The following is a 12,587-nucleotide window of genomic DNA, read 5'->3' as shown; positions in this document are numbered from 1 at the left end:
GTGTCAGGGGTTCGATTCCCTTCCCCGCCACCAGCACGCACGCAGGCCAGAGGTTAACGACCTCTGGCCTGTTTTTGTTTGGAGCCGCGACGACATCGAAACGGCAGCATGTCGACAGGCGGCGTCCGGCACCTGGCCGGACGCCGCACCTAGCTCTACTGCGCCACGTAGAATCTTGGGTGCTTCATGAGTGCCGTATTGCCATCCACCATTGACGACTGTCCAAGATGGGCGGCCATGCGTTCCATGGCAAGAATCAGCACCGAGGAGGCCACGACCGCGGCGTTCAGCACGTCATCGGGTCCCTCGTATTCAGATGCAAACGCCGTGCGGAGCAAAATGATCATTTGCTTCGCGATGCGCTGGTCGTCTGACGGACCAACCCGCTCCGCCCCTTCGTCTGGACCATCGCTCCCGTCGAGTCTCTCGGCCGCCTCATAGTACTTTTTGAGAAACTCCTCCGATTCCTTCTCGGAGAGTCCCAGGCCGTCTCTGGCACGAGAGATGACTCCGTCCTCCACGGCCTTACTCGTGCAGTCCTTAAAGCGGCCATCCGAATTCCAACAGCGAATAGCCGAGAGAATCGCCACACGTGACACGGCAGCTTTCAACACGCGCCCGCCAGCGGCATCATCATGCCTCATGCCAGGCAGTGCCCGCACGGCATCACTTTGGCAGACGTCCTGGACGCACTGCTCGACGACATCGTAGAGCACGTCAACGTACTCATCAAAGCTCAGGTTGACCTCAGGACGAGGCAAAGGAACAAGCTCCTTGAGCTTTTCAACGAAGTCCGAGAAGTTCATAGCCTACTCCAGGTTCGCATGTCGGTCTTTGACGTCCTTTTCGGTCCATCCCCTGCGCCGCATGATCTCGAGTGCGACGATGTCCCCAAGAAGGAAGAGCTCCTGTTCGACAAGGGTGGACATCGGCTGCTTGGAGGCATACTCGCCAGGAGCTGCAAACTTCGTGCGTCCGCGAAGCATGAGCCTTTCCGACGCAAGGGCATCAATGGCGCTTCCTGACGTGCATCCAATATAGAAGACGTCTGCGCCCCGCTCCTTTGCGATACGCGCAATCTCCGCCGGAAGACGGCTCTCGCCGGAGCTTGAGCCAATGAGCACCAAATCGTGCTTGCGCACGGGCATCTCCGTCTCATCGCCGACGTAGTTGATATCAACGCCCAGGTGCTTGAGCCTCTTGACCCACGCCTTGAGCGAGATGAGCATACGTCCGACAGCCGTCACAAGAACGCGACGTCCCGATACCAGAAGCTCGTCAACAAGGCAGTCAATCTGCCCGTCGTCAATCGTCGGAAGGGTCTCTCCAAGCTCTTGAAGCACGAGCGCAGTCGAAGCCCTTCCAGCCATCACTTTTCCTCCGGCACATACATGGCCTTGCAGATGAGAATGGAGCGGTCGTTGATTCCCGCGCAGAGGGCGGGCAGGTCATCGAGTGAGCTTCTGTGCGTGATGAGATCAGTGACCTTCATCTTTCCTTCGTCGAGCATACGTACGGTGTAGCGCCACTCATTGATGGGAGCGTCGGCGTAGTGGGAGTTCCAGGTGCCCTGCAGCTTCAGCTCCTTACGAAGGACTTGGCTGTGTTGCATGAGCTTTATGGTCGTGTCGTTTGCGGGATTGCCCATCATCACAATGGTGCCAAACGTCCTCACGCACTCGATGGCTTGCCCCAAGGCAGCGCCCGCACCGGTGCCCTCGATCACGACGTCAACACCTTTACCGTTCGTAAGTTCGTGCACCCGCTCGATAAGGTCGATTTGACTTGAGTTGACAACATCGCATCCATGCGCTCGGGCAAACTCGCACTTCTCCTCAACGATCTCGGATAGGACGACGGACGCCCCAAAGAGCTGGGCCCAACGAGCCGACATGATGCCGATGGGACCTGCGCCCATGACGAGGACGGTCATGCCTGCGGTAACCCCGCCCTCCCTAATGGCATGCTGCGCGACGGTACATGGTTCCGTCATGCCAAGGGCCTCTCCGGGAAGACTGGGGTTTTTCGATTCGACGAAATGCCACGCGGATGGCACCAGGCAATACTCCGCAAACCCACCATCGCTTCTTGACCCAAGATAGTCATAATCCTCACACATGGCATAGTTGGCCGATAGGCAAGAGTCGCACGTCCCGCATGGGATACAGGGAAAAACTGCCCCGCGCTTCCCCACGAGCGACTGATCGGCGCCCTCGCCAACTTCGACTATCGTGCCGCCAAACTCATGCCCGATGATGAGCGGATAACGCTGCCTGCTGGTTCCAAGTTCGAAGATTCTTGGGATGTCGGAGCCACAGACCCCGCACCCCTCAACCCTAAGCAGCAGCTGCTCTCCAACCGGCCTAGGAATCGGAACCATATCTGCAGTGAACTCACCTATGCGATGAAGTCTGCAGGCCTTCATCTTCTCTTCGTGATATGCGGAGGGAGAGAGGTATCGTGAAAAGTCCATGGTGTGCGTCAGCCCAATCTATATATAATGACATTCTTGCCCATTGACAGTCGCACCAAGATCGATTTACTTCCTCAGAAGCCCCTCGACGCTTACGGCGTTGTTCGCGGGCACGATCCTAATCTCAACTTTGATTCCCTTTGACACAAGCTCCTTGAGGATCTCGCGCTCTGCGGGAGACGCAGAGATATTCTTGTAGAACCTCTGCCTTCCCGCCGACATGCCCATGCCGCCAATGTTCACGAAGTCAATGTCCACACCGGCATCTACCAGCCGTTGTATGGTGAGTGGGAACTTTACCAGCAATATGGTCTGCTTAGGCAGGCCCTCTTTGAGCTTTGGGGCGGCATCTTCCACCGAGAGCGTCTCGATGCTTGTTCCCTCGGGAAGAAGCAGCTGGAACATCTTGGTCATGAACGGATCTCTGCTCACCTGGTCGTCTACGACCATGATGTGGGCGCACTCCGGAAACTGATGAATCCAGGCCGTCATGACCTGTCCATGAATCAAACGGTCGTCAATGCGGGTAAATACCAAATTCTTTACGCTCATGGCTCTGTTCTCCTTTGATTTTGAATGCGCCCCAAGGATGCTGTGGGAGGGCGCTACTCCACGCACGCAATCTGCGCCTGGTAGTCTCGGTACTTCTCGGCAAACGCATCAGGTCCGCCCTGAATGATCGAAGACGTGCCCACGACGAGGCCCGTAGCCCCAGCCTGATGCATGAGCCTTGCATTCGACGGTATGGTGTTGCCGTCAACCACGATGCCAATGGGATGGTCCGCCCGTGAGACTATCGTTTTGATCCTGCGCAGCTTGGCTAGGTGATCGGGGACCATCTTCTGGCCAGCAAATCCTGGACTCACAGCCATGACCATCACAAAGTCCAGGACGTCGAGGCACTCCTCCAAATAGCACACCGGAACACCGGGGCTCAGTGCCAAACCAGCCGAGACGCCGGCGGCGCGCAGGCTCTCGAGCAGGCGATACGGCTGAAGGGACACCTCAGGGTGGAAGCTCAAGGAGTCTCCCCTTCGAACATCGAAGTACGAGACAAAACGCTCAGGCTCAGTGGCCATGATGTGGACATCGATGGGGAGGCTCGTAAGCGCCCGAATCGCTTTGAAGTCCTCTGCCCCAAGCATGATGTTGGGCACGTAGTGACCGTCCATCACGTCAAAATGTATCCCTGCCACACCAGTTTTTTCGAAGGCGTGAACGTAGGCCTCAAAATCCCACGGCTTGCAGCACATGATTGAGGGGTAGATGTCCAAATCCTTCTTTTTTCCCATGTTTTGCCCCCTGGAGAGCCTCGCCCCTCAGGCAAAAGGCTCATACTCGTACCGAGCCCTCGTCGCGGCGCAAACGCGACGGGGACCTTACTAGCGTGCCCTCCTGTCCCGATTGGGACATCGCTGTGTGGACAGGAGGGCACCCCTGCGTACTCGACGCACGAGGACGCTTCTGCGCGGGCTCGCAATTGGGGCCTAGTAGAGACCCATGAGAGCCTTGATGCCGACAAGAGCAAAGCCAGCCGCGAAGATGACGAGCACCATCGTAAGGGGCTTTACCTGCCTCTTCGAGAGAAGCGCCCACGTTCCGAGAACCACGAGGAGCGGGAGGAGTCCCGGGAGCAGCGCGTCGAAGACGCCGGTCTGCAGGTTGAGCGAGATGGTGCCCAGCTCGTTGGTCCAGTCGAACTTGAGCCATGAGAGGTCGAGCGTCACATTTCCAACGGTCATGCAACCAACGACCATGAGACCGATGATGGAGACCGCATCGAGCACCTTGTTGATGATGCCGCTCTGAAGCAGGTCTACGATGGCGTCGCGGCCCTTCTTGTATCCCAGCATGTACATGTTGTAGCCACACGTGAGCTGGAGAATCTTGTAGCCGACGTCAAAGATGATCGGGCCGGCGAAGTTGCCCGCAAGCGCAAGCTGAATGCAGATGCCCGCAAGGATAGGGTACGCGATCGACTGCGACACCGTGTCGCCGATGCCTGCCATGGGGCCCATGAGCGAAGAGCGCATGAGCATGATGTCGTCAGCGGAGATGTCCTCGCCCTCAGACCTCTTCTCCTCCATGGCGCAGGTGATGCCATTGATGATCGTGCCCATCCAGGACGGCTCGGTGTTGTAGAACACGAGGTACTTCTTAAGCTCTTCCGCCTGCTTGTCCTCGGGGTACAACTCGCGGATGACGGGAACGAATGCGTTCGTGTTGCCAAGACCCTGAAGTCGCTCGTAGTTGTAGCAGGTCTCGGACGAGTAGGTGAACAGCCAGTTCTTGACAAGCGTCTTCTTAGAGAGCGCCATTATGCCTCGCCCCCAGACAGTTTCTTAGTGCCATCTGACTGATAGTTGTAGAGCAGGATTGCGATAAGGACAGCAATGAACGTGACCATCGTCGTGGTGAGGCCCATGAACTCTGCAAGCGCAAAGCCGAGGAAGAAGAACGGCATCAGCTTGGGCTTGTTCAGGTACTGAAGCAGCATGGCAATACCGAGGGCGGGCATGAGGCCGCCAACGATGCCGAAGCCGTCAACAATCCACTGCGGAAAGGCCTGGAACCACTCGCCAAACGGCGCACCGTAGAGCACCACGAGCATGGCAGGTATGCCATTAAGTACAAGCGATACGAAGAACGACGGAACGTAGTTGCACATCCTCATGGCACGAATGTTGCCCTTTTCCAGGTAGCTCTCGGCCATGTGGACCCACAGGGTGTTGATGGACATATAGGCGGTCCACACCATGATGGTCACGCTACCAAGAATGACACCGACTGTCGTAGCGGAGTTCACATCGAGCCCGGAGACAAGCGCAAGCGCCGTACCCACGGGGCCTGCAAACTGCGGGTTGCCAGGCATGGAGCCACCGGCGGTGATGAAACCAACGTAAGGCAGGTTGATTGCCGCAGCAATCATCATGCCCTCGACGGGCCTGCCCAGCACCAGTCCTACGAGAAATCCTGACCACAGGGGGTACAGCCAAGTCCTTGTGATGACATGGCTAAACCACCACGTGCAGCAGGTTGTGATGAGTGCAACAAGAACTGCTTGTATGATCACTACTCTCACCTTCTACTTTCACATCCCAGCAGGTTCAAAGCGAAAGTGCAGCCTTCGACCAGCCCTCGATAACCTCGGACCTCCCCTCAACACTAGGTTGTACGTACCTGCTTAGCCGAAAACCTTTTCCATGAGGCTGACCATTCCCTGGACCCCAGAAGAGAGCGCTGCCTCTTCGAGTTCCATGAGATTCTGCGTATCTCTGCTGCTCACTGACTCGATGAGCATGGGAAGACTGAACCCGGTCACACAGCGAATCTTGTCGGTTCCTAACTCATTCATAATGCGGGCGATGCAGTTGCATGGGGTGCCGCCAAGCAGATCCACAAGGACGAGCACGCCATCTCCCTGCGAGTCGTCATAAAGCGACTTGACCTGTTCCGACAGCTTTTCCATAAAGGCATCTGGAGACTCTCCGGGGTTCAAAGAGACGGTCGCATACCCCGAAGCCTCGCCCATGATGAGCGTAAGCGCGGATGTGATGCCCTGCGCAAACTCTCCATGGGTCACAAGAAGAATGTTGACCATTGTAAAGCCTCCTCCCGTCTGCCGAATTGGTACTTGCAATAGTAGGTTGGGAGATAGTTAGGCCCCTCAAGAGCTTACTAAACCGCCCCGAGTGGTACTTTCTTTTCTACTAACGGTTGCAAAACGAAAGTAATTGAAAGTCTTTCATCTTGTGATATCTACTTTGAAGCGAAGGTTGGCCCGACCTGCCTGAATATGGGGTTATCCTAGGCAACGAAGTCGCAGCGCTCGTCAGCATTCCTTTTCATGAACATGCGCGTGAGCGTATCGCGCTTTTTATTAACCGTCGTTTTCAACAGGGGGTACCGTGGGCGGCACGAATCAGAGGATGACATCGGATGACCGGCGGCGGCAGATACTTTCATTGCTCTCCTCGCAAGGAATTGTGCACGTGGCAACGCTCAGCCAGACATTTGGAGTTTCCACAGTCACAATACGAACGGATCTCTCGGAGCTTGAGTATGGGGGCAAGCTGAAGCGTATCCATGGTGGCGCCGTTTCCGTCAAGGAACTTGTGGTGCCAAGCCTCCCCAAGCGCATGCGAAGAAATACGCGGGCAAAGGATGCCATCGGACACGCCGCGGCAGGTCTCGTGACCGACGGCGAGACAATCCTCGTGGGGTCTGGGAGCACCACGCTGGCGTTTGTGAACGCTCTGAACCCAAAAACCAACCTGTCGATTATCACCGACGAGCCAGGCATCATCAACTACGTGACACAAAGGCTGCCAAACGTCACGCCAATCTGCACGGGAGGCATCCTTGGTTGTGGGTACCACTATTATGGTCCGCTGCTGGCAGCCTCTCTGGCTAATGTCCATGTCGACAAGGCATTCCTTGGCGCAGATGGATTCGAGAGGCATTTGGGCTTTCTCGCGGAGCGCAAGGTGACCGCAGAGGCAAAGAAGGAGTTTATGAAGCATAGCGACCGCACCGTCATTCTCATGGACGCCACAAAGGTAGGTGCGAGCAGGTTTTTTGTTCCCTTTGCCATGCCAGGCGAGATCGACCTGATCATCATGGACTCAGACCCTCACGGAATCGTAGCAACTTCCGTGCGCGCTGCCGGTGGTCGGACGCATGTCATCGAGGTCTGTACGTAGCTCGGTCATGGACGAAGTTTCCTCCGGCTGCACACCAGCCGCAGCTGCCCCATCCGCACAAGATGCGGCGCCCGACACGTGATCAGACGCCGCCACAGCCATGCATGCCATCTTACGCAGAATCCGTAGGTCCCACGAGCGTGAAGAGCGTGCCGCACACGTCAAAGGTATCCCCCACAACAAGGCGCTGCCCGTCACGCACGGACCTCCCCTTGAGCATGGCCGGGTTCGTCGCGCCAAGGTCCCTCACGAGCGCGCCGTCACCCACCGGCTCAAGGCACACGTGCCTGCGAGACACGGCCGGCGAGTGGAGCACGATGTCGCAGTCAGGAGAGCGACCCACGACGAGAGGGTCCTCCCCCAGAGGCAGGGTCACATCCACGTCAGACGAGCGTATCCTGAGGCTCAGCACGTCAAGCGTGCAATCGCCGTACATTCCCGGCTCCAGCCTCATGGTGGCGTCGGATGGCTCGTTGAGCGCGTCGGCACCCATCTCCTGGTCCCAGGCCTCCTCGACCTCGTCCGCGCCCGCCGCGACCACACCAGGCTCGACCGCCTCCGGCAGGGTCGGGGGCGCGGCGCGGGGCTTCGTGAAGTCGTAGAGGCACTCGTAGCAGATTCCCATGTCTCCAAAGAGCTCCGCGCCGCAGCGCGGGCAGACCTTTGTCTGCGGCTCACTTGTCACCGGCTCGGATGCCTCTTCCTGCGAGGGCGCGGGGCCGCATCCCGCACGTCGACACCCCGGAGCCTGCGACGACCTTTTTTCATCCTGTCCGGGGGCGCCTTGCGAGGTCGCGTCCCGCTCAAAATCCTCCCGTCGCCCCCGTCGCCGCGCGCGGGCCCCTACCGACGGTGCCGTGCGTGACGCGCCCGCGTCCCGCCCGCCGGCTGCGAGATGCGCAACGGCTTCCTTTTCCTGCCGCCCCTCATGGCGCGCGGTCCCATACGTCCATGTGACCCCCATCAGCGCACCCTCCTTTCCGCCCCTGCGGGCGCCCATGTCTTGCCGTTATCCTCAAACGCCAGCACCTCGCCCACGTCGGGCCACGGGCCGCCACGGGCGGGCCGCTCCATCACAAGGCAGGCCTGCCGACAGCCCACGACCCTCCCCGGAACCAGACGCCGCTCGGAACGCAGGACGGTTCCCGCCTTTCCCACCAGGGCGACGTCCAAGGGGTAGCGCATGCCAAAGCTGTGAATGGACGAGCAGGGGCACAAGATCACCTGCCGCGCGTCCCTTGTGGTTCCCAGCAGGCCGCGCAGCCGCTCTGTCCAACCCAGCAGCAGCTTGAAGCTCCCCAAGGAGCGTCCCGAGCGTTTCAGGCGCACCCGCACCAGGCTCATCAGACCACCACCCCCGCCCTGAAACGGTCCACCACGAGCGTTCGCTGATGCGTGACCGTGACGGGAAGTCCCAGGCCGACTCCTGCGACGTCAGAGATCTGCGGCCAGGGACGGTACCTCAGGGTGCAGGTGAACGCCGTGAGGAAGGGCGAGACGGGAACGCCGAGTCCCCTTCCCCTTGGCGGCGTCGAGGACAGGGAGTCCGCGGAGACGTCCACCTCGACGCGAGCGTTGCCCATGGCCTGCTTGATGCCCTCCTTGACCTGGGCCAATGCCGTCGGGGCATTCTGGTCGCCCGAGGGTGCGACCCCCTGGGTCACGACCATGTCGTATGCGATGCGGTCAAAGCTCGCGCACAGCGCGCAGAACTGGGCGACGTTGTAGCCGACGAGCGCCACCGCCAGGGCGACGGGAATCAGCGCGGCAAGCTCGACCGTCATCTGTCCCGCCCTCGACGTCGACCGCTCGCGGACGCGCGGTCCGCCGCCCGCAGGCGCGCTCATGACACAGCCCCCAGCAGGCTGTCAAGGCGCAGCTTGAGAGGCACGGTGAGCGACGTGCCGGGGATGGGGATCTCCGCGACCGTGAACTCGACGTCCCCAAGCTCGCGCCTCACCAGCTCAACGCAGGCGCGTACTTGGCCCTCCTGGTCCGTCGGCAGCTTCTGGAAGAACTCCCGCGCCGTCCTGAGCTTACTGAGGCCCGCCTTGTCAAGCACCTGCTGGCTATTGACGAGCACGGGCTTCCTGAGACGCATGTCGGCAGGCTCGAAGCCGATGTCATCGACGATGCTCGACAGCCTGTCGCGCAGCCAGGTGGACACGCGCCCAAGCCCCACCCCGTCAAGGCGCCCGAGGACGTCCTCCATGGCCGTCGAGACGCTCTCGTAGGTGGAGCCGTATCTCACGAGCAGCTTGCCCCACAGACGCGTCATGTCACCCACCAGGGTCAGCAGAAGGGGCTGCCCCTCGCGCTTGATGCCGTCAAAGACGCTGGACAGAACGGTATGGCCGTCCGTGTCCTCGTCCGGGGCGAGCGTCGCCGCAGAGATCGCCACGCCTCCCGGGAGCGTCGTGCCGGCAAGGACCGCGCTCGTCGGCCCGCCCGGAAGCTCCTGGGCCTCCCTGCCCACGACGGCGACGACCCCGTATGACCCCGGGGGACTGAGCTTGGGGCGCGGCGCGGCAAGGAGCTCCATGGCCCTGTCGAAGGCGGAGCCGCCCTCCTCGGCCTTCTTTCGCATCTGGCGCTCGGCCTCCAGGGCGTCCTTGCGCGCCTGCTCATACTGGCGTGACGCCTCCACGACGATGCGCCAGTAGTGCTCGAAGCCGTTGTTGATGTTGGTCGAGGCGTCCGCCACGTTGCCCATCGCGCGGGCGTCCATGCCACAGGCCCCGCAGCGTCGCGCGATGCCCGCATCGACGTCGGCGAGGGGCGACCTTCCCGCAGAGGGTCCCGTCGCGCCGGGGCACGACAGCGAGCAGTGAAGCACCCGTGTGCCCCCCTCGACGGTGCAGGGCCAGACGCGGTCGGTGTAGAGCGTCGTGCCCATGACCATCTGCGTCGTGTGAGGCAGGTCGGGAAGCGTGAGAGAGACCTCGTCGTCCTCCTCCACGCAGCTCGCCTCCAATATCTCTCCCCAGGCAAAGCGGTAGAACTCCCGACGGGCGCAGGAGCGCTGAAGCTCCTCGGCATTGGAGCCCGCGCCTGGCTCCGTCTGCCAGCGACGCAGGTAGTAGTTCTGCGCGCGGACGCGGGCGTACTCGAACCTCCACTCTTCCGGCGACGCGTAGTCTGGGTTTTGCGCTCCTGAGAGGCCCGCAAGGCTCTCGGCCCTGCTGCGCAGGCACAGAGGGTCGTCCACGCAGTCTGCCCTCCAGGCGCGCTCCTTGGCCTCGTCGGCACGCCGGTCCGCCTCCTCCTTGCGACGCGTCGCCTCCCTGAGCTCCTCCGCGGTCCTCTCGAGCTCCTTGCCGTCCAGCTCGTCGTCAAGCGTCGAGAAGTCGCTGTGGGATTCTCGGGGCAGGGCCAACGCGGTCCCCAGGTACCGATCGCGTCCGGTGGCGTTCGCCGAGACGCAGGACGCGGCGTTTGCCGCGACGAGCGCCGGGATGGCACCCTCCAGCCGACTGAGGCCCTTGGCGGCCGAGCGCGCGAAACCTCGTCGGGCGTCCAGAATCTGTCTTCCCGCGTCGATGACCTGGGGCGCCTGCGCCTGGACGACGGGTATGGCCGACAGGACCAGCCCGGCGCCGAGCACCGTCGTGCCGAGGAGTCCCATGCTGAGGACGCAGGCGTCGAGCACCTGGGCGATGGTCGCGTAGGCGGACACCACGTTGGCGCCCGACATCGCCGCCGCGTCAGCCACGGCCTGAACGTCCCCCGACTTGGCATTCGTCCAGGTGAGCGAGGCGATGGAGAACACGAGCGCCAGGCTCACGAGCAGCGAGACGGCAACCGCCATGGTCGTGTAGCCTCCGTCGTCCCTCACGAAGCTGCCTATGCCAAAGGCGAGAGGGCGCTCGTCCGTCCGCCTGGCCTCCTCAGCCCCACATCTGCTGCCAGCTTTCATAACCGCCTCCAATCCAGTCCGCTCTCAGACGCTCTGTCAGGCGTGCCTCCAGGAGAATCCCCTGCGCGTCCGAGCTCATGAACGACGAGGCCAAAACGCCCATGAGAGGAAGCGGGCGCACGTGGCCCCTCACCAGCACGCTGACGGACCCGCCGTCGCGCCCCACCTGCACCACCCAGTCATCCGCGCCTCCGACATGAAAGATCGGCAGGTCAGGGACGGCCTTGAGCCTCCGGCGGGCAAACGCCTCGCAGTCGGAGAGGTCACCGTCGAGGTCGGTCAGGGCCACGCGCGCCGTCTCGGCGGCGCAGGAGCGCATGGTGGCCCAGGTGTACCCCAGGCAGGCAGGCTCGACGAGCAGGGCGAGGACGAGCATCAGCACGGGCAGCAGCAGGGCCGCCTCGACGCTCGCCTGCCCGTCGGACCCCAAGAGGCCTGGCGTGCGGGCACAAGGGGCAACCCTAGTACATGAGGACGTCACCAAGGTCACCCAGGACGCCTCCCTCGCACCACACGTGAGACGCCGCCGCGACGGCCCGCTCCACCAGGCCGTTTGCCGCCACCCAGCGCCAAAGCGCGCCCAGGGCGACGAGGACGGCCACCAGCGCGAACGTGACCAGGGCAAATTCCAGCGTTGACTGCCCGCTTGACTGTCCGTCTTTCTCATGTTCTGGCATCCGGCGCATCCAGCTCCCCCTTCCATGCCCTCGCCCCCATCCTGACGACGCTGACCCGGCTGCCGCCGGTGGGCATGTCGCTGACGCGACAGACGTCAACCCAGCCCTCCCCCTGCACCACGCAGCCCCATTCCCTCCCCATAAGGTCCAGACGTCCCGCCTGGGCAAGGACGCAGTCGCCTCGTCCCTGGTACGTGGCGAGAAGCGTGCGAGCCTCCTCGTCAAGGGGGCGCTCGCTGCGCCACTGCCACGACCCCTCCTCGGCCGGGGAGGCGCAGACGCTGACGCCCGGACCGTCCGTGCCCCCCGGCGCTGCGCGGTCCTCCTGAGCTTTCTGCCCCCGTGACGCGCCACCTTCAGAGTTGCGAGTAACTGCTTCTCCGGGCTCTGACGCCGCCGTGGCGGTATCCTCCGTGCGCGCGTGGTTGCCCCCGACGCCGGCGAGGCCGCCTACGCGCAGCGCCAGCACGCAACCTACGACCGCGACCGCGATCACGGCCAGCACAACCTCCAGGCGGAACGGGACCATCCTGCCCGACACCCGCGCCAGGCGCCGGCGCCCCCTCTCACAGGGACCCGATGCTGCTCGCAATGGCATCCCACAGCTCCTGGACCTTGCCCCTGAAGGCGATGATCGCCAGGACGGCAATGACCACCAGGACGCCCACCAAAATCGCGTACTCGGTGGTTCCCTGACCCTCGCTGCCCCAGTGGCATCTCAGGCCGCCCGCAAGCCGCCTCATCAGGACGCCTGCCCGCGTAATCGTCGTAAGCTCTCTCATTTTTTCCTCCCTTGTCGTGAACGACCGGCCATCATG

Annotated in this window: 17 protein-coding genes and 1 pseudogene; 1 reads left to right on the top strand and 17 read right to left on the bottom strand. The window is 61.8% G+C overall.

The genetic code is table 11. The annotated features are described in order from the left end of the window. Window positions 1-155: 155 nt before the first annotated feature. The 9 genes and pseudogenes from HMPREF2826_RS05120 to HMPREF2826_RS05085 all read right to left on the bottom strand — a co-directional run bounded on the left by HMPREF2826_RS05120 (window position 156) and on the right by HMPREF2826_RS05085 (window position 6,074). A complete protein-coding gene (locus tag HMPREF2826_RS05120) occupies window positions 156-806 on the bottom strand; it encodes a hypothetical protein (protein ID WP_070639762.1) in 651 nt (216 codons plus the stop codon). A gap of 3 nt (window positions 807-809) precedes the next feature. After that, on the bottom strand, window positions 810-1,370 hold the full coding sequence (locus HMPREF2826_RS05115) for an SIS domain-containing protein (protein WP_070639760.1): 561 nt from the start codon (window positions 1,368-1,370) through the stop codon (window positions 810-812). Beyond that, window positions 1,370-1,993, bottom strand: coding sequence for a zinc-binding dehydrogenase (locus HMPREF2826_RS09665; protein WP_246824729.1), 624 nt, complete (start codon window positions 1,991-1,993; stop codon window positions 1,370-1,372). The genes HMPREF2826_RS05115 and HMPREF2826_RS09665 overlap by 1 nt, the downstream gene beginning before the upstream one ends. Before the next feature lie 60 nt (window positions 1,994-2,053). Continuing rightward, a pseudogene (locus tag HMPREF2826_RS09660) lies at window positions 2,054-2,380 on the bottom strand (alcohol dehydrogenase catalytic domain-containing protein); the annotation flags it as partial. A 159-nt stretch (window positions 2,381-2,539) separates the two neighbouring features. Continuing rightward, the gene (locus HMPREF2826_RS05105; protein ID WP_070639756.1) at window positions 2,540-3,025 is read right to left on the bottom strand and encodes a PTS sugar transporter subunit IIB; all 486 of its coding nucleotides are present in this window, start codon (window positions 3,023-3,025) and stop codon (window positions 2,540-2,542) included. Between the two features lie 53 nt (window positions 3,026-3,078). Continuing rightward, on the bottom strand, window positions 3,079-3,765 hold the full coding sequence (locus HMPREF2826_RS05100; RefSeq protein WP_070639754.1) for a ribulose-phosphate 3-epimerase: 687 nt from the start codon (window positions 3,763-3,765) through the stop codon (window positions 3,079-3,081). 195 nt (window positions 3,766-3,960) lie between these two features. Then, window positions 3,961-4,791 carry a PTS system mannose/fructose/sorbose family transporter subunit IID gene (locus tag HMPREF2826_RS05095; protein WP_070639752.1) on the bottom strand — a complete coding sequence of 277 codons (831 nt, stop codon included), beginning with the start codon at window positions 4,789-4,791 and terminating at the stop codon, window positions 3,961-3,963. Next, complete coding sequence (locus tag HMPREF2826_RS05090; RefSeq protein ID WP_070639750.1) at window positions 4,791-5,546, bottom strand: PTS mannose/fructose/sorbose/N-acetylgalactosamine transporter subunit IIC; 756 nt, start codon at window positions 5,544-5,546, stop codon at window positions 4,791-4,793. Before HMPREF2826_RS05090 ends, HMPREF2826_RS05095 begins: the two co-directional genes overlap by 1 nt. Window positions 5,547-5,657: 111 nt before the next feature. Then, window positions 5,658-6,074, bottom strand: a complete 417-nt coding sequence (locus HMPREF2826_RS05085; RefSeq protein WP_058271198.1) for a PTS sugar transporter subunit IIA — start codon at window positions 6,072-6,074, stop codon at window positions 5,658-5,660. 328 nt (window positions 6,075-6,402) lie between these two features. Here HMPREF2826_RS05085 and HMPREF2826_RS05080 point away from each other — a divergent pair, with 328 nt between their 5' ends. Beyond that, window positions 6,403-7,176 carry a DeoR/GlpR family DNA-binding transcription regulator gene (locus HMPREF2826_RS05080; protein ID WP_070641155.1) on the top strand — a complete coding sequence of 258 codons (774 nt, stop codon included), beginning with the start codon at window positions 6,403-6,405 and terminating at the stop codon, window positions 7,174-7,176. 112 nt (window positions 7,177-7,288) lie between these two features. Here HMPREF2826_RS05080 and HMPREF2826_RS09275 read toward each other — a convergent pair whose 3' ends face one another. The 8 genes from HMPREF2826_RS09275 to HMPREF2826_RS05040 form a co-directional block, all read right to left on the bottom strand. Then, on the bottom strand, window positions 7,289-7,861 hold the full coding sequence (locus tag HMPREF2826_RS09275) for an FHA domain-containing protein (RefSeq protein ID WP_070639747.1): 573 nt from the start codon (window positions 7,859-7,861) through the stop codon (window positions 7,289-7,291). A gap of 278 nt (window positions 7,862-8,139) precedes the next feature. Next, window positions 8,140-8,520 carry a DUF192 domain-containing protein gene (locus HMPREF2826_RS05070; RefSeq protein WP_070639745.1) on the bottom strand — a complete coding sequence of 127 codons (381 nt, stop codon included), beginning with the start codon at window positions 8,518-8,520 and terminating at the stop codon, window positions 8,140-8,142. Further along, window positions 8,520-9,023, bottom strand: coding sequence for a hypothetical protein (locus tag HMPREF2826_RS05065; RefSeq protein WP_083307275.1), 504 nt, complete (start codon window positions 9,021-9,023; stop codon window positions 8,520-8,522). Before HMPREF2826_RS05065 ends, HMPREF2826_RS05070 begins: the two co-directional genes overlap by 1 nt. After that, entirely contained in the window at window positions 9,020-11,092 is a 2,073-nt protein-coding gene (locus HMPREF2826_RS05060; protein WP_070639742.1) for a hypothetical protein, read from the bottom strand. The genes HMPREF2826_RS05065 and HMPREF2826_RS05060 overlap by 4 nt, the downstream gene beginning before the upstream one ends. Then, window positions 11,064-11,522 (bottom strand): TadE/TadG family type IV pilus assembly protein, encoded by a 459-nt coding sequence (locus tag HMPREF2826_RS05055; RefSeq protein WP_070639740.1) that lies wholly within the window; start codon window positions 11,520-11,522, stop codon window positions 11,064-11,066. The genes HMPREF2826_RS05060 and HMPREF2826_RS05055 overlap by 29 nt, the downstream gene beginning before the upstream one ends. Before the next feature lie 31 nt (window positions 11,523-11,553). Next, window positions 11,554-11,769, bottom strand: a complete 216-nt coding sequence (locus HMPREF2826_RS05050) for a hypothetical protein (protein WP_083307395.1) — start codon at window positions 11,767-11,769, stop codon at window positions 11,554-11,556. Beyond that, entirely contained in the window at window positions 11,756-12,367 is a 612-nt protein-coding gene (locus tag HMPREF2826_RS05045) for a hypothetical protein (RefSeq protein WP_148138338.1), read from the bottom strand. The genes HMPREF2826_RS05050 and HMPREF2826_RS05045 overlap by 14 nt, the downstream gene beginning before the upstream one ends. Next, entirely contained in the window at window positions 12,336-12,551 is a 216-nt protein-coding gene (locus HMPREF2826_RS05040) for a hypothetical protein (protein WP_070639734.1), read from the bottom strand. The genes HMPREF2826_RS05045 and HMPREF2826_RS05040 overlap by 32 nt, the downstream gene beginning before the upstream one ends. Between the last annotated feature and the right edge of the window lie 36 nt (window positions 12,552-12,587).

The organism is Olsenella sp. HMSC062G07 (assembly GCF_001811895.1).
Lineage (GTDB): Bacteria > Actinomycetota > Coriobacteriia > Coriobacteriales > Atopobiaceae > Olsenella_F > Olsenella_F massiliensis.
This window is presented reverse-complemented; position numbering and strand designations above follow the sequence as displayed.

Bases quoted from the DNA above. Each gene is read 5' to 3' on its own strand.
- HMPREF2826_RS05095 (WP_070639752.1), bottom strand. From the start codon at position 4,791: ATGGCGCTCTCTAAGAAGACGCTTGTCAAGAACTGGCTGTTCACCTAC.
- HMPREF2826_RS05050 (WP_083307395.1), bottom strand. From the start codon at position 11,769: ATGCCAGAACATGAGAAAGACGGACAGTCAAGCGGGCAGTCAACGCTG.
- HMPREF2826_RS05040 (WP_070639734.1), bottom strand. From the start codon at position 12,551: ATGAGAGAGCTTACGACGATTACGCGGGCAGGCGTCCTGATGAGGCGG.
- HMPREF2826_RS09665 (WP_246824729.1), bottom strand. From the start codon at position 1,993: ATGACGGAACCATGTACCGTCGCGCAGCATGCCATTAGGGAGGGCGGG.
- HMPREF2826_RS05080 (WP_070641155.1), top strand. From the start codon at position 6,403: ATGACATCGGATGACCGGCGGCGGCAGATACTTTCATTGCTCTCCTCG.
- HMPREF2826_RS05045 (WP_148138338.1), bottom strand. From the start codon at position 12,367: ATGCCATTGCGAGCAGCATCGGGTCCCTGTGAGAGGGGGCGCCGGCGC.
- HMPREF2826_RS05120 (WP_070639762.1), bottom strand. From the start codon at position 806: ATGAACTTCTCGGACTTCGTTGAAAAGCTCAAGGAGCTTGTTCCTTTG.
- HMPREF2826_RS05085 (WP_058271198.1), bottom strand. From the start codon at position 6,074: ATGGTCAACATTCTTCTTGTGACCCATGGAGAGTTTGCGCAGGGCATC.
- HMPREF2826_RS05060 (WP_070639742.1), bottom strand. From the start codon at position 11,092: ATGAAAGCTGGCAGCAGATGTGGGGCTGAGGAGGCCAGGCGGACGGAC.
- HMPREF2826_RS05070 (WP_070639745.1), bottom strand. From the start codon at position 8,520: ATGAGCCTGGTGCGGGTGCGCCTGAAACGCTCGGGACGCTCCTTGGGG.
- HMPREF2826_RS05100 (WP_070639754.1), bottom strand. From the start codon at position 3,765: ATGGGAAAAAAGAAGGATTTGGACATCTACCCCTCAATCATGTGCTGC.
- HMPREF2826_RS05105 (WP_070639756.1), bottom strand. From the start codon at position 3,025: ATGAGCGTAAAGAATTTGGTATTTACCCGCATTGACGACCGTTTGATT.
- HMPREF2826_RS05115 (WP_070639760.1), bottom strand. From the start codon at position 1,370: ATGGCTGGAAGGGCTTCGACTGCGCTCGTGCTTCAAGAGCTTGGAGAG.
- HMPREF2826_RS05065 (WP_083307275.1), bottom strand. From the start codon at position 9,023: ATGAGCGCGCCTGCGGGCGGCGGACCGCGCGTCCGCGAGCGGTCGACG.